This window comes from Pedobacter sp. GW456-11-11-14-TSB4 (assembly GCF_059424425.1).
In genome coordinates this window covers 1,558,071-1,579,303 of record NZ_JBWKZK010000001.1, presented here as the reverse complement: position 1 = coordinate 1,579,303, position 21,233 = coordinate 1,558,071, and the positions used below count along the sequence as shown (strand labels likewise).

General features: G+C 34.4%; 15 protein-coding genes. All 15 read right to left on the bottom strand.

All coding sequences use genetic code 11. The features are described 5' to 3' along the window. Window positions 1-332: 332 nt before the first annotated feature. Entirely contained in the window at window positions 333-1,250 is a 918-nt protein-coding gene (gene porN, locus AC07XU_RS07100) for a type IX secretion system ring subunit PorN/GldN (protein ID WP_494942925.1), read from the bottom strand. Window positions 1,251-1,256: 6 nt separating this feature from the next. After that, the gene (porM, locus tag AC07XU_RS07095; protein WP_494942924.1) at window positions 1,257-2,792 is read right to left on the bottom strand and encodes a type IX secretion system motor protein PorM/GldM; all 1,536 of its coding nucleotides are present in this window, start codon (window positions 2,790-2,792) and stop codon (window positions 1,257-1,259) included. A gap of 36 nt (window positions 2,793-2,828) precedes the next feature. Then, window positions 2,829-3,641, bottom strand: coding sequence for a type IX secretion system motor protein PorL/GldL (porL, locus tag AC07XU_RS07090; protein ID WP_494942923.1), 813 nt, complete (start codon window positions 3,639-3,641; stop codon window positions 2,829-2,831). Window positions 3,642-3,688: 47 nt separating this feature from the next. After that, entirely contained in the window at window positions 3,689-5,029 is a 1,341-nt protein-coding gene (porK, locus tag AC07XU_RS07085; protein WP_494942922.1) for a T9SS ring complex lipoprotein PorK/GldK, read from the bottom strand. Window positions 5,030-5,271: 242 nt separating this feature from the next. After that, window positions 5,272-6,042 carry a uroporphyrinogen-III synthase gene (locus AC07XU_RS07080; protein WP_494942921.1) on the bottom strand — a complete coding sequence of 257 codons (771 nt, stop codon included), beginning with the start codon at window positions 6,040-6,042 and terminating at the stop codon, window positions 5,272-5,274. Between the two features lie 16 nt (window positions 6,043-6,058). Beyond that, window positions 6,059-7,033 carry a DUF4271 domain-containing protein gene (locus AC07XU_RS07075; RefSeq protein ID WP_494942920.1) on the bottom strand — a complete coding sequence of 325 codons (975 nt, stop codon included), beginning with the start codon at window positions 7,031-7,033 and terminating at the stop codon, window positions 6,059-6,061. Window positions 7,034-7,175: 142 nt separating this feature from the next. Further along, on the bottom strand, window positions 7,176-10,559 hold the full coding sequence (locus tag AC07XU_RS07070) for a PAS domain-containing hybrid sensor histidine kinase/response regulator (protein ID WP_494942919.1): 3,384 nt from the start codon (window positions 10,557-10,559) through the stop codon (window positions 7,176-7,178). Continuing rightward, window positions 10,546-11,682, bottom strand: a complete 1,137-nt coding sequence (locus tag AC07XU_RS07065; RefSeq protein ID WP_494942918.1) for an FIST signal transduction protein — start codon at window positions 11,680-11,682, stop codon at window positions 10,546-10,548. Before AC07XU_RS07065 ends, AC07XU_RS07070 begins: the two co-directional genes overlap by 14 nt. Window positions 11,683-11,822: 140 nt before the next feature. Next, window positions 11,823-13,166 carry a sigma-54-dependent transcriptional regulator gene (locus AC07XU_RS07060; RefSeq protein WP_494942917.1) on the bottom strand — a complete coding sequence of 448 codons (1,344 nt, stop codon included), beginning with the start codon at window positions 13,164-13,166 and terminating at the stop codon, window positions 11,823-11,825. Window positions 13,167-13,241: 75 nt separating this feature from the next. Then, complete coding sequence (locus AC07XU_RS07055) at window positions 13,242-14,336, bottom strand: MraY family glycosyltransferase (protein WP_494942916.1); 1,095 nt, start codon at window positions 14,334-14,336, stop codon at window positions 13,242-13,244. 6 nt (window positions 14,337-14,342) lie between these two features. Then, entirely contained in the window at window positions 14,343-15,560 is a 1,218-nt protein-coding gene (locus AC07XU_RS07050) for a DUF1972 domain-containing protein (RefSeq protein ID WP_494942915.1), read from the bottom strand. A 143-nt stretch (window positions 15,561-15,703) separates the two neighbouring features. After that, window positions 15,704-16,786: a glycosyltransferase family 4 protein gene (locus tag AC07XU_RS07045; protein WP_494942914.1), complete on the bottom strand. Its 1,083-nt coding sequence runs from the start codon at window positions 16,784-16,786 to the stop codon at window positions 15,704-15,706. A 35-nt stretch (window positions 16,787-16,821) separates the two neighbouring features. Beyond that, entirely contained in the window at window positions 16,822-18,057 is a 1,236-nt protein-coding gene (locus AC07XU_RS07040; RefSeq protein ID WP_494942913.1) for a glycosyltransferase family 4 protein, read from the bottom strand. Window positions 18,058-18,110: 53 nt separating this feature from the next. Further along, window positions 18,111-18,800, bottom strand: coding sequence for an acyltransferase (locus AC07XU_RS07035; RefSeq protein WP_494942912.1), 690 nt, complete (start codon window positions 18,798-18,800; stop codon window positions 18,111-18,113). Further along, window positions 18,772-21,165 (bottom strand): phosphotransferase, encoded by a 2,394-nt coding sequence (locus AC07XU_RS07030; protein ID WP_494942911.1) that lies wholly within the window; start codon window positions 21,163-21,165, stop codon window positions 18,772-18,774. Before AC07XU_RS07030 ends, AC07XU_RS07035 begins: the two co-directional genes overlap by 29 nt. Window positions 21,166-21,233 lie beyond the last annotated feature (68 nt).

Sequence of the window (21,233 nt, the reverse complement as noted above, 5' to 3'; positions counted from 1 at the left end):
TCTTAAAGCATTTACCTTTGTAACGTTAACCTCAACTCAATTAATAAATTTACCATTTTTAGGCTTCTATCTTATCCGATAGGTCATGCTGAATTTATTTCAGCACCAGCTTTGCAAAACAGACCCTGAAATAAATTCAGGGTGACGACCGATCTTATTCAACGCACTAAAAAGCCTGAAAAATCATTATTTAAATATTGAACTCAGGCTTGTAAGCTTGCTTCGTTCTCGCAATGAAGTATTAATGAAACAAAAAAAGGAGCAAATTTAAATCTGCTCCTTTGTATACATCATGCTATGCCCTCTCCTCTGGAGAGGGTTGGGTGAGGCTTTTAATACTCCCAAAGACCTTGTTCAAAATCAGCCATCGCTCGTTTAATACGCTCAGCTTCTAATAATCTATCTTTTGGATTGAATAATACATCTTCAATCCTATTATCTGCAGAGTTACTCACCTTAGTAATATTGCTAAAGAATAATCTTCTTACAAAAACGTCATCAAAATTAATTCCAGAGTTGTCATTTTGGTTGTTTGCAATTTTATGCTTTACCAAAATCTCACGTAAATCTTCAAAATTTATCCAACCGGCTACCGTTTTTAAAGTATCAGCTAAAGGCTTCCCTGTTGTAGGGTCAGCTACTGGATTGCCATTGTTATCTACTTGAGTTTTCACATCAATTCTAACAGGAGCTATTCCGATAATACGTGGTTCAAAAATACCACGTCTGATATCCATAATCCAATCCTCTTTAATTCTTATTGTTGTAAAACTCGCAGCAAAAAATTCATTATTAGCCCTGTTAACTTCGTTGGTACCAGGGTTTACACCTAAAAATGCTGTATCTGCAGCAGAGCTATTGGTAACATTTGGATCATTACCTTTTTTTGAACTTAATGGATCTACAGACCAATCTTCAACATCGCTTGGATACAAATCTAACTCACCATTGCTTACGGCATTATAAATAATACCCATCAAATTGACTTTTGGTGATGCTAAAATTTGGTTTCCGCGGTCTCTTAAATCAATCTCACGCCAAACACGTTTGGTGTAGGCTACATCTTCTTTTCTAACCTCTGCATAAGGCACAACAGTATCAGCCTCACTTACTTCTCTGTAAATAAAACCATCTTGTTTAGGCGCTTTCTTTTTTACAACTTTCTTTTCTACTGGAGGTGGAGTAGTTCCTTGAGAAAAGGCTAAGACTGTACTGAAAGCGAAGAATGATAGCAATATTAATTTCTTCATAATTTTTTAGTTTACGGTAAACACCATTGAATTTAATGTAGGTGTACGTCCATCTGGCATAGCAGCTTGAATATTATCAATATATACTACCGACTTAAATGGCAAATTAGATAGAGCTGTTTTGGCTGCAGCATTAAAGTTATCACCTTGGCAATAGAAAACTTGCGCATCCTGACGAGGCCTAACCACCGTTACATTGAATTTTGTAACTCTTGCTTTAATATCAAATTCAAAATTTTCTAAAACTGCTAATACTTGATTTTCTCTAGCTAGAACATTTCCAGATATGATACCGCCCATTTTACCAGCAAATTTAGCAGTTGGATTTGGCACAGCCTTAACTCTAAATTTGTTTGTACCTAGGTTTAATGATTTACCATCAGCACTTGCAGAAACACTGATAGAAACTTCACTACCAATCATACCACCGCCAACATTAACCATAAAATTACCGCCTGATCCTGAAATTGAACCACCACTCATGCTTGCTTTGATACTTTCTAAAGGAAAACCTGGGGCAGAGATAGAAAATGGATTAGGAATACCTGCGTAAATTACGTTTAAGTTTTTAGAGGCAACAGTTGCAGATGGTTTTGCCACTTGATAAGTAATTGGTTGAGTTTCGTAGGTTTTAACTTCGCCGTTGGCTTGTTTAACTCTAATTGTACCTTTCCAAGTGAATGAACCAACCGAACTAGTTCCACCGGTATAAGTTCCAACGCCGTCTTTAACTGATAAAGAACTACCTCCAACAGAAATTTCTGGATTAGATTTAGAATCGCTAGCAGTTAAAAATACTTCAGCTTTGTAAGGCTGACCTTGAATAACGTAACTACCAGAAGGTACTGCAACTGCTTTAAACTTATCTAAAGTCATTTGGGTTGGATTTAACTCTCCGAAAATCTTTGTTACAATTTCAGCTTCTGCATTTTGTATATCAGATTGGATTTTAGTTAAAATAGTATTTGCAGCTGTTAAAGGAATACCTTCGCCAAAATTAATGTCTTCCCATTTTTTGCCAGTTCCAGTTTTAACTGGATCTTTAGCCTCTAAAGAAAATGAAACATTTGCACGATCTCTGGGATCAAGTAAAGCAATCAACTTTGCTCTAGTTTCATTGATTTTGGCTTTTAATTTTGCACCTTCTTTTTTATTGATCATGATATTTGCGGAAATATCTTGATTATCACGAAGAACAAAATCTCCAGTTTCTGGATCAATGCCATCACCTGCAGTTTCAAATTCTTTCTTTAATCTGATGATATCTTTATTTAAATCATCAGCATAAGCTTTAGCCTGCTGAGCTTTATCCCAGAGTGGTTTCGCTCTTTCTGGTTTATTTTTTAGTTCAGTATCTCTAAAAGCATTAAATTTCTGTTCTAAACCACTACTAACATTAGTTCTAGAATCATCCAAACTATCGTTTATATTCTTAAAAGCATTTAAGATTGTATCTGAAACGTTTAAAGCAAGCATTGCAAGCAATACCAGATACATCATATTGATCATCTTCTGCCTTGTCGTTTCTTTTCCTCCAGCCATGTTTAATTAGATTTTTTGTTACGTTTAAATAAATTACTAATTAGTACGAGGTTGGTTCATTGCAGTTAGCATATTGCCATAAATTGCATTTAACGACGATAAGTTTTTAGCCAATTTACCCACTTCTTCTTTAAACTGTTTCGAATCTTCCATCGATTCGTTAAAGTTGTTCATGGTTAAAGAAAGGTTTTGATAAAACTTGTTCATCGATTTTAAGTGTGCGCTTGAATCTTGCAACTCTAATTCATAAACCGCATTTAACGCAGATAAATTTTTGGCTAAGTTATTCACTTGTTCATGATAAGCTTTAGAATCTACATTACTTTCGCCCATTTCTACCAATTGTGCAGTTGCTTTACCAAAAGCAGTACTTAAATTATCAAAACTTGATGAAGCTGTTTTTACTTTACCAGTAAACTCGTTGGTGGCAATCGCAGCATCACTTACATTAGAAATTGTTGCTACTTTATCTCCAAAAGTGCGTAAACCTGTTCCTAAACTTTCAATTAATTCTGGCCCAATTTTAGCGTCAGTTAACATTTTGTCTAATGCAGCAGTAGATGAAGAGCCAACTGCAGGAGCAGCTTGTCTGATCGTAGCTTTTGGCAACTCGCCACTAAATCCATCAGCTAATTCTGGGTAAACCCTTTCCCAAGGTAATTCTGGTTCAGGAGGAAAGAAAGCTGTAACAGCGAATAAAATTGCTTCTGTCACTAAACCAATACCAATTACATAATTTGCGTAAACTCCACCTAAGTGTAAAATTTTTGCCAATGCTCCTAAAATAACCACACTCGCTCCTAGTGATATTGCTACGTGTAACCACCCTGGTTGTCCTTTTGCTGCCATAATTTGTTTAAAATTTGTGTTTTTCTTTTGTTTGGTTGATTGATTTTTTAGTTTAAAGCGTTTCCAGGGAAATCTGATACACAACGGAAACCGATGTATGATCTTGCTTTATCTTGATATTCGTAAGTTGCTACTGAATTTTGTAAAAAGAAGCCCATGTCTTTCCATGAACCACCTCTAACTACCTTTGCACCTTTAGCTACATTGGTATAGTTCGGACTAAAATCTTGCAACAAGCTAGTCGCAGATCTGTTGTGAGCACTGATAGTCCACTCTGCCACGTTACCTGCCATGTTATACAATCCATAATCATTTGGCAAATAAGCTTTTGCATCAACAGTGTATAAGCCTCCATCATCAGTATAGTTACCTCTACCAACTTTAAAGTTTGCTTGTAAACATCCTTTTGTGTTTTTGATGTAAGGACCACCCCATGGATATTTAGTTTGCGTTCTTCCGCCTCTTGCTGCGTATTCAAATTCTTGTTCTGTCGGTAGCCTGTATCTTAAACGACCATTTTCAGGTTGTTTTCTAGCTGCTGCAACATTTCTGTATAAAGCGGTTCTCCAATAAGTAAAAGCATTAGCTTGATCCCAGCTTACACCTACAACAGGGTAAGTATCATAGGACGGGTGACTGAAATATGCATCAACCATTGGATCATTTTGAGAGTAAGAAAAATCTAATTTCCAAACCAAAGTATCAGGATAAACACTTACAGAAGGATGTTCATTAGCTTTTCCTGGAGTTGGATTATCAGTATAGGTTTGGATATAATCTTGTCTACTAGAATTTGGATTTTTTCTTCCCGCAGCTTCTAAATTATGATCTAAGTAACTGAAAGCATATCTTAACTTTCTTACATCGATTTCATTTTTTCCAGGCAAGGCATCATTTCCAGCATAGTACATATTCTGAAGTTTCGCTTTATATTGACTGTTTCTGCCCCACAATACATTTCCGTTGCCAACTTTTTTCCAATCGATATTATCCTGTCCAGTTACAGCAGGCCCACCTGCAGTTGCTGTTGGCTGAGCTTTGTATAAAGTTGGCGCACCAGATTTACCTAATGAAGTTACTGCAACAGAATCTCTAACCCAGTTTACAAACTGACGGTATTCTGCATTTGTAATTTCGGTTTGATCCATATAAAAAGCAGGAAATGAAGTCATTCTGCTGGCATTACCAGAGTAAAAGGTTTGGTCTTCATCGGTCATTCCAATTAAGGTTCGGCCTGCCGGAATAAAAACCATACCCAAAGGGATTGTTTTATTCTTAAATTTTCTGTTGTAAGCCCCAACCAATTCTCCAGACTGGCTACCACCCTTGGAACAACTCGCTAAAAAGCCACATACAATGAAAAAACCAAAAAGGTATATATTTCTCATAAAGTCAATTAATGCAGTACTGTAATTATTTTATAGCAATTTTATTGAATATCCGTGACATTAACAATTATTTGGATAAATAATTGCATGTCAAAGCCTCTCTAATTTCTTCTAAGGTAAATATTTTATATTAAGTTAATGTAAATTAACCTTTTAACAACTTTTGTAACTCTAAATAAAGTTTTTAAAAATTAATAAAAAAGCAAAAATATAGACACTTTAACGAAATAGTTTGACAAAAATTACTTGTTAGATTTTTTAATGTAGTTTTCTATTGCCATAATCATAGAAGGCGCTTCTGGACTAGGAGCTGCAATATCAACAATCTGACCCGCATCAGTTGCTGCTTTGTGCGTATTTAATCCAAATGCTGCAATCCTAGTATTATTTTGTTTAAAATCAGGGAAATTGGTGTAAAGAGACTGGATACTTGATGGGCTAAAAAATCCGATGATATCATAAAAAACCTCTGCTAAATCAGAAAGGTCACTAACTACCGTTTTAAAAAGCACAGCTTTCACAAAATCGTAACCGTTCTTCTGCAAAAAATTCATGGTATCTTCTGTAGCAACATCAGAACAAGGATATAAAAACTTTTCTCCGGCATGCTTTTTAAGCACCTCAGCTAAATCTGATGCAGTTTGTTTACCAAAAAAGATCTTACGTTTTCTGTATTGTATATATTTCTGTAAATAAAGCGCTGTAGATTCTGAAATACAGAAGTATTTAAGATCTGCCGGAACTTCGTATCTCATCTCCTCACAAATCCTAAAAAAATGATCAACTGCATTACGGCTTGTAAAAACAACCGCTGTAAAATCTGCCAAGTTAATTTTATCCTTCCTAAAATCTCTGGCAGGAACTCCTTCAACGTGTATAAAAGACCTGAAATCAATTTTAACATTGTATTTCTTGGCCAGATCAAAATAAGGCGACTTTTCTGTTTCTGGTTTTGGTAAAGTAATCAGAATACTTTTTACTTTTCTTAACCTATCTTCGTTCTTTTCCTGCATTTTAACTTGTTACCGCTTAAAATCCTATTGTCTTGATTAATATTAATATAGGGCAAATTTCGAGGGTGCAAAAGTACAAAAATAAATACACTTTTGAAAACCTATAATGAGATAAAATATTTATTCCAGCTCTGATAAACTGAAAAACAAATATCATAGTCATTAAAACTATGGCAATTACAATGTAAACATGGCTATTTTTAAGTGGTGATAATGCAAATGCGACTACCAAAGGCATAAATAATAAGGATGAATTAAAATAGCTCAAGTACAATATCGACACATATTCATTAACTGGTTTTTGAATATTAAATACAAAACCAAGCAATCTTAATAATAGTATTTTAAGCACATACAACACTATGATTACGATGGATATGGTTATGTAGGATTGAAATCCATTAGCAGAAAAACTCTGATTTTGATTTTTTGCAACCAGGTAAAAAAACATACCAATGGTAAAGCCAAATTGGATAAACAACAATAAAAATGGCCAAGAAGTAAAGAGATTATCTTCCTTGTTTAAATTACTTAATGCCCTATTACTGAAGAACGATTGCACTATAGCCGACAACTGTTTCGAAAAATTTTGCTTAAGTATTGCAAATACCAATAATAAAAATATAACAAAAGCCAGTACCCAATTCTCGCCTTTAGGCAACTCTGAGCCGTCCTGCAATACGTTTTTATTGATAGAACTTAATCGATAAGCTTTGTTTAACTTATCAAAATCTAACAACGGATATCCAGGTCCTTTAGCTAAACTATCAGCAATAAAAGCTATTGTAGCCGAGTCTAATGGTTTTAATATTTTGGGTGTAATTGTATCTGGAAGTACCGTAATTAGCGAATCCAAACTATCTAATGGTAAATTAATGTTCTGAATACTATCTGCATTAACTTTTACTTGCTGGGCGTTTACAGTTACCGCAAACGTAGCAGAGCAGAAAAAAAAGAAGAATAAAATCTTTTTAAATATTGTTGTATTCAAAATCAACAGCTTATTGATAAAGTTGCAAATTTACTTCTTTATTATTTTGTTTGAGAAGGTATTGGCGCAAATAATTTTCTTCCTTAAAATCAGCCTAAAAACTAAACTTTAATTGCCCCACTAAATTATTCTGAGGTTGGTTTTACTCCGTATTTTTTAATCGGAGATCATCTAAAACCAAGTTTAATTTGCGCTGCATCTCAGTCAACAAATAATCCAGAGTGTCAGATTTCTGATATTGGGTGGCTTTGGTCTCCACTTCCCTTATCATTTCATTTAACCCTAAAATATCTAAATTATCAATGGAAGGCTTAATGCGATGTGCAATTTGCGAAATGCGCACAAAATCTTCTGCTTGATAGGCTTCATCAAATTCGTTTATAGCAATAGGAATATGTTTAATAAAAAGTGATATCATTTTATGTAAAAATTCTTCACTACCATTTGCTAAACTTTCTATTTTAGCTAGACTGTATAACTGATTTTGCTCAACACGATCAAGTTCTTTTGGTAGATTAGGCTGCTTTGGAAGATTTAACCACTTCCCTAGTATGGAAAGAAGTTTGGTTTCTTCGAAAGGTTTAGCTAAATAATCGTTCATGCCTGCCTCAAAGCATTTCTGATTATCTCCTTTTAAAGCAAACGCGGTAAGTGCAATAATCGGTATGTCGTTATCCATTTGCCTAATTAATTGCGCAGCTTCAATTCCATCCATAACTGGCATCTGTACGTCCATCAATATTAAATCGAATTTATGCAATTTAAGCATCAGCAATGCTTCATTACCATTTTCGGCTTCCTTGGTTGTTAACCCATGATTATCTAGAATAGTGCAAGCCAATAACCTATTGATTTCGTTGTCATCAACCACTAAAATATTTTTGCCAAAAAGCAATTTTGTATCGATTTCGAGCTCTTCTTTAACCGGAATATCAGCTTTAGTTCCCTTTTCAAGATTTAGTGTAAATGAAATTGATGTACCTTTTTCTTTGAAACTTTCTACATCAATAGTACCGCCCATCAATTCTATCAAATTCTTAGAAATGCTCATTCCTAGCCCTGTACCACCATATTTTCTGGTTACGGTATCATCTTCTTGAGAAAATTTATCGAACAGCCTTTCCTTAAAAGCACTATCCATTCCTATTCCAGAATCTTTTACCGTAATTTTTAAGATTTGGTTTGTAGCTAAATCATCAATTAAAGAGCATGAAATATCTACATAGCCTCGATTAGTAAATTTAATAGCATTGCTTGTTAAGTTGAGCAAAATTTGCCTAATACGGTAAGGATCACCAATTAGAACTGACGATAACCTACTATCACAAAAAGAATTTACAAATTGAAGCCCTTTTTCTTCTGCACGGTATCTCATTACCTGCATTACTTGTTCAATAACTTTCTTTGGTTCGAAACCAATTTTCTCTACTGCCATTTTACCCGAATCTATTTTGCTAAAATCGAGTATATCATTAACGATAATTAACAGGTTATCAACCGAAGTGATAATAGTATCTAGAAAAAATTGTTGCTTTTGATTGAGTGGCGTTTTATTGAGTTGATTGGCCATACCGAAAATGGCATTCATTGGTGTTCTAATTTCGTGGCTCATATTTGCCAAGAAATTTTCTTTAGCTTCTTTGCTAGATTGTGCGGCATCATGCGCAGCAATTAAATCGCTTTCTAGTAATTTTCTTTCCGTAATATCTAAGTGTATCCCAATTGAGCCAACAAGCACGCCATTATCATCATATCTTGGGGCGCCACTTACCAACCACCATCGTTTTAATCCATTTTTATCTAGCACTGGTATTTCAAATGCATCAGAAATGCCTGCTTTTCGCTGCTCCCTTTTAGTCAATAAGATACTTCTAGTATTATCATCTAGCAATAAATCTGTAGCCTTTTTACCAGAAATTTCATCCAAAGTGTAGCCGCTCATATTGCAAAAGCTGTGGTTTGCAAATTTGATTGTCTCGTCATTATCTACCTCCAAAAGTCCCAAATTCATGTTGGTTAAAATGGTACGGTATTTTTCTTCTCTTAATTTTAGGATTTGTTCAGATAGTTTGCGTTCGGTTATATCAGAATGTGTACCTATAATTCGCCATGGCTTACCGTCTTCTAAAAAGCTAACGGTCATTCCTCTATCTAATATCCAGATGTAATTGCCATTTTTATGCTTAATTCTATATTCCCTTTGATGGGTAATTATCTTTTTTTCTTCGTAATTTCGATCAGTTTGCTCAATGATATGCAAATCATCCGGATGTATTCTGGATTTCCATTCGTTGGGATCGTTGTTAAATTCATCCTCCTCATAGCCAAGCATTTTTTTATATTGGGTAGAAAAAAACACTTCTTTAGTTTGATGATTATATTCCCAAACGCCATCTCCTGTACCTTCTAATGCAAATTGCCACAATTCTTCGCTGGCTTTAAGGGCCTCTTCATTTTTTTTCCTATCAGAGATATCTCTAATAAATGAGCAAAAAAACACGGTATTTTCTTGCTTTACCGGCACTATAGAAAGTTCTATTGGAAAAATAGAACCATTTATGTTGATGGCCTGCAATTCCATCATTTTATTAAAAACTGGCGATGAACCTATTGCTAAATCAGCACTTTTGTTAGGATAGGATGGGATGATATCATAAACTGATTTTTTAGCTAAAACATCAATTTCTTTCCAACCAAAAATTCGCTCAGCTTGTGGGTTCCAAAAAGTAATTAAACCTTCTTCATTAAAAGTTATGATGGCATCTAGCGCCGAGTTCATGATTAAACGATTTTTTAATTCGCTTTGCGCAATGGCTTTTACCGCTCTTTGTCTCTCGGTTATATCTGTATAAGTCCATAAATGGCCTTTATAAACTTTATCAATAAATATGGGAATGTATTCTCGTTTGAGCACTCGGCCATCGGCCAAACAAAGTTCATTTACCTTAAGTACTCTTTCTTTTAATGCTTGATCAATGTCTGTTACAAAATTATCTGGATCTTGAAAAAGATTTTTTGTTTGTTGGGCACTTTGGCTACAATCTTGGCCAACCAAAACTTCTGGGTTAACTGGAATTTGAAAAAGATCACAAAACAATTGGTTGGTAAATACAATTTTTCTGTGCTCATCTTCTAGTAAAATTCCGCTTTGCGAATTATTAATCAAGGATGAAAATACTTTTTCGGCACTTTTACGCTTGTTAACTTGTTGAATTAAAAATTCTGTAATCGCTAATAAATCATCATCATTTTCATTAATTGAAACGCCTCCTATTTCTTCAATAGTTTGTTTTAACCGATCAATCGATTTCTTTTTAACGGCAATTTCATGTCCGAGTTTATTGTTTAATTGCGAGTATTCTTCTTCACTAATTTCAAAAGCTCTTTCTGTTAAATGCTTATCTCGTTGCAAAGCCGTATAAGATTCATCTACAACGCTAAGAAATTTTATAACTTCCGGATTTGAAGCAAGCTCAGCAGATAAATGCTTTTTAATTTGCCGTTCAAGTAAATTATGGTAATTCATAAAATGAAGTTATTGTCATGGTTTGGTTATGTAACTGGCAATTTACTTGGTTATTGAATGGAGAAATTTCACCATATGCGTAAAAACCCGCAATTGGCGTTTGGTTATTAAAAGTATCTGCTACAGCTTCTACTTCCTCTTCGGTACGTGGGCCTAAAATTAATTTACGTCCTACACAGCTTATTAGCAGTGAGAAATCTGGCACTTTTTGTGTGTTAAGCGTATTTTCTGCAGCTTTTGCCGCCGCATCTATCAGTTTATCAAAGTTTGCTTTCATTAAACGAACTTTAGAACCTTCGGGAATATCGCCTGCAAATGTCATTGTTTTATTTATTTCATCTATTGATAAAATGGTACGTACAATTGGCTCGCTATTACCAGAACTTACCGACAGTGGAAAAAGCAAAGCCGAACTTGGTAAACTTTCTGCATCGGGGCCGAGGTATTTTTTATATAAATCTAAAGCGCATTCACCATTAATTTCATGCAAAACATTTCCGTTTGATTTTGTGACTAAACGAGCCAATCCAAACATATCCCATCCGCCGTTCGAGCCATGGGTAACTAACAAATTATCTCCATAAAAGCCAATTGCCACAATATTACCTGTTGTTGGCGCACAATTTAAACCCAACAAAGTTGATTCAAATTTATCATTGTCGCCAGCAAAACCTCCAGTAACCAAAACATTACCAGCTGCTGCTCTTAAACCAGCAGTTAACTCGCTACCATTTACCAAACTTCCATCAGATAAAACCATAATGTAGTTTAGCTGTTCTTTTTTTAAATTGCCCAATAAAACCTGAGCAGCTTCATTGCTATTATTAAAATTACTAATATTAACTGATGATGTTGCAATTGTTGTTCTGTTAAACTTTAGTGCTACCGCAATTAGCGAATTGCTAAAAACAGTGTTTTGGTAAATTTCTCCGGCTGTGCTACACATGGTAATTTCAGCCTTCGTAAAAATGGATTTTAAACCTGTGAAGATATCGTGATTGATAAAGCTTTCTTTAGATCCAAAGCATAATACTAAAACGTAATCACTAAAATCTTTTGCTAAAGTATCGTTTTCACAAAGCCATTGATTTTCGTGGTATTTAAAAAGCGTAGCTACAACCATAGATAAATGTTTAAGATAGCGTTACTAACATCGTACCATATTAGATTTTACAACCCAAATACCTCATAATTAACTAAATAAGCAATATGTGAAGTTATCACTTTTCCAATATTTAGATTATTTTTCCAAATGTTGGAAAATTACAGCTCACCGTCTTTAATCATTTTGTAAATGGTGCTTTTGCCAATGTCTAATATTTGTGCAACTTTCACTACGTCATCATTATTTTTGCTTAAATAGAATTTAATGATATCGCAGGTGTAAGACCTTAAGGTTTTAGCCTCTAACATAAAAAGCCCATCTTGCTTTACGGTTCTAAAAGTAATGTCATCTTCATTTATTTCATTATTATCACACATTACAGCAGCTAAATCAATAATAGCTTTTAGTTCTCTTACATTACCAGGATAAGGATATTTTAACAATTTATCTTTTGCTGTTTTGCTTAAATTAATGGGCGAAAGCTTGTTGAGTTTTGTAAATTCTGCGATGAAGTGTTTGGCTAAAACTAAAATATCATTGCCTCTAAAACGAAGCGGAGGAAGCTCTACAGGCAAACCAATAATTCGATAGTATAAATCTTCTCTGAAATTCTTGTTTTTAACTTCCTCGGTTAAATCTTTATGAGTGGCAGTAATTAATCGGCAATCAAACTTAATTACTTCATTGCCACCAACTCTAACCACCTCTCGCTCTTGCAAAACCCTTAATATTTTGCTTTGCAGGTTAAGATCAAGTTCAGCAATTTCATCTAAAAATATAGTACCTCCGTTTGCTTCCTCAAATTTACCAATTTTACGAGCCATTGCACCGGTAAATGCTCCCTTTTCATAACCAAAAAGCTCGCTTTCAATTAATTCTTTCGGAATTGCCGCCATATTTACAGCTACAAAATTTTTATTTCTTCTATCGCTATTGTAATGAATGGCTTTAGCTACAATTTCTTTTCCGGTTCCGGTTTCTCCATTTATAGAAACATTAATATTGGTTTTGGTAGCTTTTTCCATTAACGAAAAAACTTTTTTAATGGCATCACTTTGCCCAATAATAGTTTTTTCGAAAGCAAATTTTTGCCCAAGCTCTTCTTTTAACTGAGCAACTTCTGCTTTTAGCGATTGATTTTCTCTAATTCTTAAAATGCTGTTCCACAAAAGCGATTTAACATTTTCATCTTTTACCAAATAATCCTTAACGCCATTTTTAAGCAAATCTACCGCTACATTTACATTTTCTTGTCCACTGATGATGATAATTGGCGTATCTGGATTTCGATCTTGAATTTTTTTTAGCAAATCTTTACCATTCATATCTGGCAAGCTATAATCTAAAGTAATTAAATCTGGCTTAAGCGATAAATTATCTAAACATTCTTTACCAGAAGTTAAACGTGTAATTCTGTAATCTGGATTAAGAGATAAATGGTATCCAAGAATTTCTCCATACCAAGGATCATCTTCAACAATAAAAATATGATAGGGATACATAGCGATTAATTTCAGTCAATGTATACATTTACAGTTACATTAAAAAAAAATTATGATTTTGTGATCAATATCATTTTAACGGAGCTCAGTTGCCAACTCCATTCTTTTAATGAAACGATACCACCTTTGAAAATGGAACATCATTTTTAAATAAGACATGTACAAAAAAACTGCAATCATTTGTATGATAATTACAAGATGAATGTTAGTGAAAGTTACTAAAATTACTGAGCCAAGTATTAAAATTGAGTGTAACGCTATCAATTTTTTTGCTGCCGCAGAATGCACTAAATAATGCCTTACCAAAAGGTGATGTAAATGCGTTCTATCTGCAGCAAAAGGAGATTTACCTTTACTCATTCTGCCATAAAAAACTCTCAAAGCATCCAAAACTGGTACCATTAAATATCCGCTAACAGCAACCAAAAAATATTTGAGCAATGAACCATCGCCTTGCCCTGCTATTTTTATAAACTGTAAACCAGCCACCGCCGTAAAAAATCCGAATAAAAGCGAGCCACTGTCGCCCATAAATATTCTCGCTGGTCGCCAGTTTAACTTTAAAAAAACTATTAAACAAATCCCGATAGGTAATAAGATAAATAACCAATTATAGCTTGCTGACACAATACTCATTACTACTAACACACTGATATTGATAAGGGCGAAACTGCCTGCCAAACCATCAATGCCATCAATTAAATTGAAGGCATTGGTTATGCCTATTATAAAAATGATACTTACTATATATTGTACCAACAAAGGCAATTCGCCAATCCCCAAAAACCCATAAAATGAAACTAACCTCACATCATTTGATGTCATAGCTAATGCACAAGCTAGTTGTAAAACTAATCTTAAACGAGGCGAAAGACCTATTCTATCATCTATAACACCAATTACAGTTAAAAATAATGCAGTAACGATGAAAACGCTTTGCGATAAAATAAAGCTGCGTAATTGGGGTGAAAAGATAGATACTACTGCCAATGAAATCACAATTACAAGACCGCCAATTGGTGGAATTGGATTTTGATGAAATTTTCTAAAATCAGGATGATCTACTAAACCTAAATAAGGACTGATTTTTATAGCAATTGGAAACAATAGGAGAACGGTAGCAAACGTAATTGCTGCCAATAGCAAAAGCTGAATGATTAGTGTATTCATGTATACTTATCTTTTTTCGTAGAACAATTCTTGAGTTTGCAAATGAGCAAGTTCAAATTTCAATAAATCTTCGTTGCTTAAAATGCTAAGGGCTTCTGGCAATAATTTTTGTTTGCCAGAACTTTTTAGTGCAGCTTTTATCATATATTCATATTTATTGGCAATGAGTTTCCAATTGTATCGTCGATTGGCAATACTTTTCATCTGCAGGGCGATATCTTTTAAATCAGCTAATTTTTTTGTTTCAATTAAGGAGGTTAACTCTTCTGCATTTGCAAAGTATAGCGCTTTACCTTCTGTAGTTGTTTTGTTGTAGGAAACATTGTAGGTCATAATTGGTAGACCAAGGTACATTGCCTCAACTAAAGACGGATTTGTGCCACCAGCACTATGCCCATGAATGTAGAGATAGCAGTTACTCCTCAATACATCTAATTCTCTTTGCTCATAAATTGGGTCTAATAAATAAAGATGGGCAGATGAGCTATACTGTTTTCGCAATGCTATGCCATATTCGCTATTATTCCAATTGCCAACCATAATTAAGGTATAATTAGGAAGTGCTTTAAAAGCCTTCAGTACCATTTTTATGTTGTTTTCTGGCTCAATTCTGCATACTTTAAACGCATATGGCTTATTTAGCCACGGATATTTCAGTAAATCTGTGGCATTAACATCTACTTTTAAAGTATGATCTGCGCCATATTCAATAATATTGCTTAGCGTTTTATATCTTATTGCAGTATAATCTTGAATAGATTCGTTATCAGAAATATCAGCATGAGAAAATTTAACGGCCATCCATTCTGCCGCCCATAGATAAATACGAGCTAATTTGCTCCATTTACTTCTTTTCCACTCAATACCATCGATTGAAATCAGGATTTTTTTATTGGTGAACAATTTGACAAATGGCAACATAAAGCCTCCGCTAACACCCAAAATCAATAATACATCAGCATAAAAAAGCGAGTGCAAGATGCTTATGCAATCGTATATGATACTCTGAATTCCGTTTGCATCAAATGGTAAGTAAATCAAGCTAGCATTTTTGTGTTTTTTTGGCCTGTTTGCTTCAGGATATTTCTTTGAAGAACAGTAAACAGTAATGTCCCAATTTTCTGCTAAATGCTCAACTAAATGTTCGGCTAAGGTTTCGAACCCGCCGTATTTTGCTGGCAAACCAACCGTACCAATAATGGCTATTTTTTTATTTGTCTTCATTAATAATTGTTAAGCTTACTTAGTATTTATACCTATGCCATTCACATACCAAAAACATAAACCACTGATAATTAGCGTATTTTAACTTGAGCAGTTTTATGTTTTTCCAAAATCTGGATTAGTTTCTATGGTAAGGAATTACGTTAATTAAAAATTTCTAAAATTTTATCAGCGAAAATCTGCTGAGAAAACTTGCTTGCTTTATTTTTTGCAGCATTGGCAAAACCCAAGTAATGTGCATCTTTTAACGATAGGAGATTTATCTTTTCGACAAGCTGTTGGATATCATTACTGTTGATTTGATACCCTTCTAAACCATCAGTTATCAATTCTGTAACGCCGCCAACTGGCGGAACAATAGCCGGTAAGCCATAGCGCATGCCTTCTAAAATTGTCATTCCAAAAGTTTCAACCCACAAATTGGGATTAGAAAGGTTTACAACAATATCAGCCTCCTCATAAAAACTAGAAGTTTGATTTTGCGTAGGAAATAATTTACAATTTTTAGGTATAGCAACTTCTGTGATAAAGGTATTACATTCTTTTATATTGGCATTAAGCACCAGATTAAACTGGCAGTGAGGCATTTTTTTAGCCAAAACAACAAATTCATTAATCCCTTTGTAAGCTTTTAAGGAGCAAAGCATCAATACTGTAAAAGGTAAATTGTTTTTTGGCTTTGTAAATTCATCAGCCCTCCTTACAAATTCATTTGGTAAAGCATTATAAATTACTGTTGATTTGATGTTTGATGTACTAAAATCTTTTGATAGGTAATGAGATACAAAAACAATTTGCTCACTGTAGTTTTGTGCAACATTCACTAAAAAACGTTTAAAGATTTTAGGTTTAATGCTCACCTCGTGAACATGATAAACCACTTTGTTATTTCTAAATTTTGCTGCAAGCGCTGCTCCAAAAGGCAATAAGGTATTAATGTAAACGATGTCGTTTTTCTTTAACCAAAAGAGCAGTTTAACAAACAGCAATATTTGAGACCAGCTAAACAGGCATAACGTGATGTATTTATTTTTGTGCCAATTGTAAAATATCCGATGAGCGATTAGACCTTTTGTTTTTGTTAAAAAGCCTTCGCCGCTTGGTGTAGCTGTAAACAAATGTATTTCATAAGTTTTATGCAAAACTTCTAATGCCTGCTTAAAAACCAAAGGACTTCCACTAAAATCGTTTAGCAAGTGTACCGCAGCAATTCTTCTAGAGTTCATGAATATTTTAAAAATTGAAAATGAATAGATATCGTTTAAGCCTCATTAAGCGCCCGAGCATAAACATCACGTAACATATCTCCTCTTACATTCCATCTAAATAATTCTTGAAAGCGGATTAGGGATAAAGCTCTTTCTTTTTCCATCAGTTTCTGATTGGCAAAAAGTTGGTTTAATTTGGAAGCTAATTGCGTTATTGTGGTAGAGTAGGTATCAATATTTACGGTTAAAGTACTTTCTGGATGAACGAAATCTCCAGGACCTGCACCTGCAAAACAAACTACTGGCACGCTATAACTCATGGCTTCTGGCACAACCATACCTGCACCTTCATGAGAAGGAAAGAGAAATACCCAAGCGTTTTGATAGTGGCATTTTATTAAATCATGAGGCATCCAATCTATAAAATCGATAGCCTGCAGTACACCTTCTACTAGTGCAATTTCTAATAAGATTTCTTTTGTTGGTCCTTTTCCAATTAAGGTAAGTCGGGTTTTTTGCTGTTGAGCTGGCGATAATTGATGATAAAATTTCGCAAAAGATTTGATGGTTAAATCAAAGCCTTTTAGCGGAACAAACCTGCCAACAGAAAGCACATTAAAAATATGTTGTTGAGGCGGCAAAACACCTTGTTCATCTGCCGCAACAGAAGGATGGATGATGTAGTTATTCTTTAACCTCAGCTTTGCCACAACATCTTCATTCATACAAATAATAACTGCAGCACGCCTTTTGCAAATAGCAAGAAATGGATCTACATACCAGAAAAAGTTCTTAATCGCCCATAAAAATCTATCTTTTAAAAAAGCAAAAGCACCATAGGTTTTATAAATATATTGCATGGGAATTTTGGAATGATGCCCTATGTGGCCCCAAACCAGTGGCTTACCGAGTATGAATAAAAATGTGGGTGTCCAATCGTTATGAAAATTTAAATTATGTACCACATCAACCGGCAGTGCTTTAAATTTTAGCCAAATAGCTAAAGAAAGTTGCCAAAAGTAGAAATAAATCATGCTTAGCAATGGCCCTTTTTTCCAAAATATGAGCCATTTTGGCCAATCGAAATAAAGAAATGAGAGTTGTGAAAATACCGTATTTGACTTAGGATTTAATGCTATAAATTGATCAATAGCTGGTTGATTATTTTTTCTGGTAACCACTATAACTTCATGATTTCGAGCTGCCTGCAAAACCATATTCCAACCCATTGCATCTTCAGAGCCTTTGTATGGGTTTACAGCGTAAGCGGTTATTAAAATTTTTTTCATTAATAATTTTTGTTAGATGAGCAAGATGGAATGGAGTTTTTTTAAATAATCACTTAGGTTCTTATCTTGATTAATTTTGCAGGCACGCCAGCAATAATGCTATTTGCAGCGAATGAGTTGGTAACCACAGCACCAGCAGCTACCACACATCCATCGCCCAAAGTAACTCCATCTAAAAAGGTAACTTTACTTCCAATCCAGCAATTATTGCCTATGGTAATTCCTTTGCGAGTTATACCTTGCTGACGGATGCATTGATGTAAATCGTTGAAATTATGATTTTCTGGATGACAGCTGAAATACTGCCCCACAATACAATCGTTGCCAATAGTTAAACCGCCTGCGCCACCCAAATAGGCAAACTCACCAATGCCCACATTGTTGCCTATATTAATTTCTAAACCTATTTGGTTAAACGAAGTTGATACAACTAACTGACTATAGGCACCAATGCCAACGTTATTTCCAAAAGAAATCCCTCTTTTACCCAATGCACTTAAAAAAACCCCATCGCCAAGTTTTAAGTAAGCTCCCCATTTTATTTGCTGCAGATTAAAAAACTTAACTCCCTTGCCAAGCATCAACTTATTAGGCTTTTTGAAGTAAAATATAACCCTAACTCCGCGTAGCATTGCACAAAATTGCTTGTAAGCAAAGCTGATGATTAGCGTTAATCTTAATTCTGGATCAAAGTGAAAGGCTGGGTTTCTTAACCTAACTATGCTTTGGATGATGGTTTTCATTGTGCTTATTCTGAATGTGATTAAATACCGTTTTTAATGTAGTTTCGAGCTCAATATTTTCAATTGGTAAATAGAGATTGGCGTTGTTGCTAATGCTTAATTTATCAAATAAACTGAGGTACTTTTCTGTAAGCGCACCAATTGTTGGCGCATCTAATTCTTGCTTTCTTTTCAATATGGTTTGATGATCGGCAAATAGAAAAAAGTTAAGTTCGGGCTTTGCAATAAACTTGTATAAAAAGCTTGTAAACTTAGTTGGTAGGTTAATATTGCTTCTTTTCCCATCGTTTATAAAATCGAAATAATAACGATCATATAAAACGATATATCCCCTTTTTAAATAGCGAAAGTTGATGTACCACTGGCCAAGTAAATAATCTAAATAATAATAGCTAAACCTTAATATAGATGAAAGTAAACCGCTGTTGGTTCCTTGTCTGGGTAAATTAGCAGCAGCCATGTTTTGGGCGGCAACCTTACCATGTTTAAAAGCACTTAAAATAGGGAACAATCCAGGTCGGTGCCTAACTACAACCACTCTATTCCTCATTCTTTTATCTACTAAATTTCGTGTATGTTCAATAACTGTACTTTTGCCAGCTCCATCTACTCCACTAAACGAAACGATAAATCCGCTTTGCTGAAAAAACTCTTTTACTACATCAAAAACATAACCTAGTTGATTAGCAACTTTACTAAAACCTTGATTTGCTTTGAGCCTTTTAACATCAGTTAATAATTGGCTTATGGGTATTTGATTAGCGTAATGCTGATATTTTTCTGGCAAGGGAGCGCCGTTAAGACCGAAAAATAGTTGCACATATTTCCGATCATCAGCAAGCTTAGGTACTTTTAAACCTGCATTATTTTCGAAGCTGTTTAAGAGCAACTCACGAGCATCCAAAAACACCAAAGATTTTCTCTTAAACTTGTGAATGAAATCTACACTTAAAGTTGTACCATCTTTTAAAAAAAGACTTAGCTGAAACATAAAAGATAATTTCTTGATACCTAAATTTGCAATCAAAGGATGATTTTTCAGCAAAGCAATTACGCTTAACGCATCATTATAATCGATACAGATATCCAAATCAGAATTTTCTGGCAACATTCCTATTTCCTGTTGCTGCCATTTTAAAATGGCGTAAGATTTTTGTTTTAAGTAAAAAGATAAATCCTCTAACATTAAAACGCGGATTGGCTTTATTTTTTTCTCAATTAAATGATCAGTTAATGCCGTATTCCAGGTATTTAAAAGCCATGTAATTTGCACATGCCATTGCTCTTGTTCATGGTAAATAATAGAATAATTAGCGATGGAATAAAGGAGGTATAGGCGTTCGGCTAATACCACATCCATATTTTGCTCATAGATGTAGTTCTTCCAGACTGGCGTTTCAAATAATTGGTCTATTTCTTTTCTAATGGATACATAACCTTTATTTCCAATTAAAATATTGGATTGGTAGATGTAATGAAACAAATCAAAAAGGATTGGCATTTGTTGTTGAGCCAACTCTAAATCTATCAAGTGCAATTTATTTTCTTTAAACATTACATTCCATGGTGTAAAATCGCCATGCGAAAAAGCCAACTTGATATAATTGTTCTTTCCTAAACTTTGGTTTAATAAGTTTAATTTCTCAATTAATAATTTTGGAATTCTGCTGGTGTCGGCTACATCATTTAATAGCTTTAGTTTTTGATTTAACGATGAACAAAACGCAGAAGAGTGGAAAGGATGTATAGTTTTATCTAAACTTAACCACTTTTGCAAAGCGTTAATGGGTAGCTCATTTAAACGGTCTGTTTTTAGCGTTGCCTTGCTAACATCACTCAAATAAAGGGCATTGCTTTCGTTTAATTTTACTGTCGGAAAGCACGAAAAACCAAGTTGCTTGTTTTGAAGAAATTGCAATGCATTAGCTTCACGAATAGCGTTTTCTTCGGCTCGTTTGCTTAGCGGAATTTTCACAAATGTGGATTTTTTATCTGCCTTGCACCACAATATTGCCTTTTGGTTCGGACCAATTGTACCTGCAAACCAAGCCCAATTATTTTTCCAGTTTTCACTAATAGTCCATTTATTTCTTGCACTAGTGTAAATTGTAAAACTGCCATTGGCAAACCATTTCAGCAACCCTAAATAGCCCATCACATTTAGTGCAAAATTGATAAGCTGAGCTTTAAAACCAGATGAGTGGTAGAACTTTAAAAAATAAGGTCTTTTAGCCGACTTAGGCCAAATCCAACGGATGCTTCCATCAGGATTATTTTTATAGCAACAGCTAATGGCTATACTTTTTTGACTGGTTGCAACCTGACTTATTTCTATGCCGATTTTTTGTAAGGAATTTATAAACAATTGGAGATCCATTTTATAGCGTATGTAATTACAATCGTGCAATACGATTATAATGCCAGAAGAAAAAC

What these genes read in the sequence shown, in the direction of transcription:
- porN (WP_494942925.1), bottom strand. Translation starts at nt 1,250, where the DNA reads ATGAAGAAATTAATATTGCTATCATTCTTCGCTTTCAGTACAGTCTTA.
- porM (WP_494942924.1), bottom strand. Translation starts at nt 2,792, where the DNA reads ATGGCTGGAGGAAAAGAAACGACAAGGCAGAAGATGATCAATATGATG.
- porL (WP_494942923.1), bottom strand. Translation starts at nt 3,641, where the DNA reads ATGGCAGCAAAAGGACAACCAGGGTGGTTACACGTAGCAATATCACTA.
- porK (WP_494942922.1), bottom strand. Translation starts at nt 5,029, where the DNA reads ATGAGAAATATATACCTTTTTGGTTTTTTCATTGTATGTGGCTTTTTA.
- AC07XU_RS07080 (WP_494942921.1), bottom strand. Translation starts at nt 6,042, where the DNA reads ATGCAGGAAAAGAACGAAGATAGGTTAAGAAAAGTAAAAAGTATTCTG.
- AC07XU_RS07070 (WP_494942919.1), bottom strand. Translation starts at nt 10,559, where the DNA reads ATGAATTACCATAATTTACTTGAACGGCAAATTAAAAAGCATTTATCT.
- AC07XU_RS07065 (WP_494942918.1), bottom strand. Translation starts at nt 11,682, where the DNA reads ATGGTTGTAGCTACGCTTTTTAAATACCACGAAAATCAATGGCTTTGT.
- AC07XU_RS07060 (WP_494942917.1), bottom strand. Translation starts at nt 13,166, where the DNA reads ATGTATCCCTATCATATTTTTATTGTTGAAGATGATCCTTGGTATGGA.
- AC07XU_RS07055 (WP_494942916.1), bottom strand. Translation starts at nt 14,336, where the DNA reads ATGAATACACTAATCATTCAGCTTTTGCTATTGGCAGCAATTACGTTT.
- AC07XU_RS07050 (WP_494942915.1), bottom strand. Translation starts at nt 15,560, where the DNA reads ATGAAGACAAATAAAAAAATAGCCATTATTGGTACGGTTGGTTTGCCA.
- AC07XU_RS07045 (WP_494942914.1), bottom strand. Translation starts at nt 16,786, where the DNA reads ATGAACTCTAGAAGAATTGCTGCGGTACACTTGCTAAACGATTTTAGT.
- AC07XU_RS07040 (WP_494942913.1), bottom strand. Translation starts at nt 18,057, where the DNA reads ATGAAAAAAATTTTAATAACCGCTTACGCTGTAAACCCATACAAAGGC.
- AC07XU_RS07035 (WP_494942912.1), bottom strand. Translation starts at nt 18,800, where the DNA reads ATGAAAACCATCATCCAAAGCATAGTTAGGTTAAGAAACCCAGCCTTT.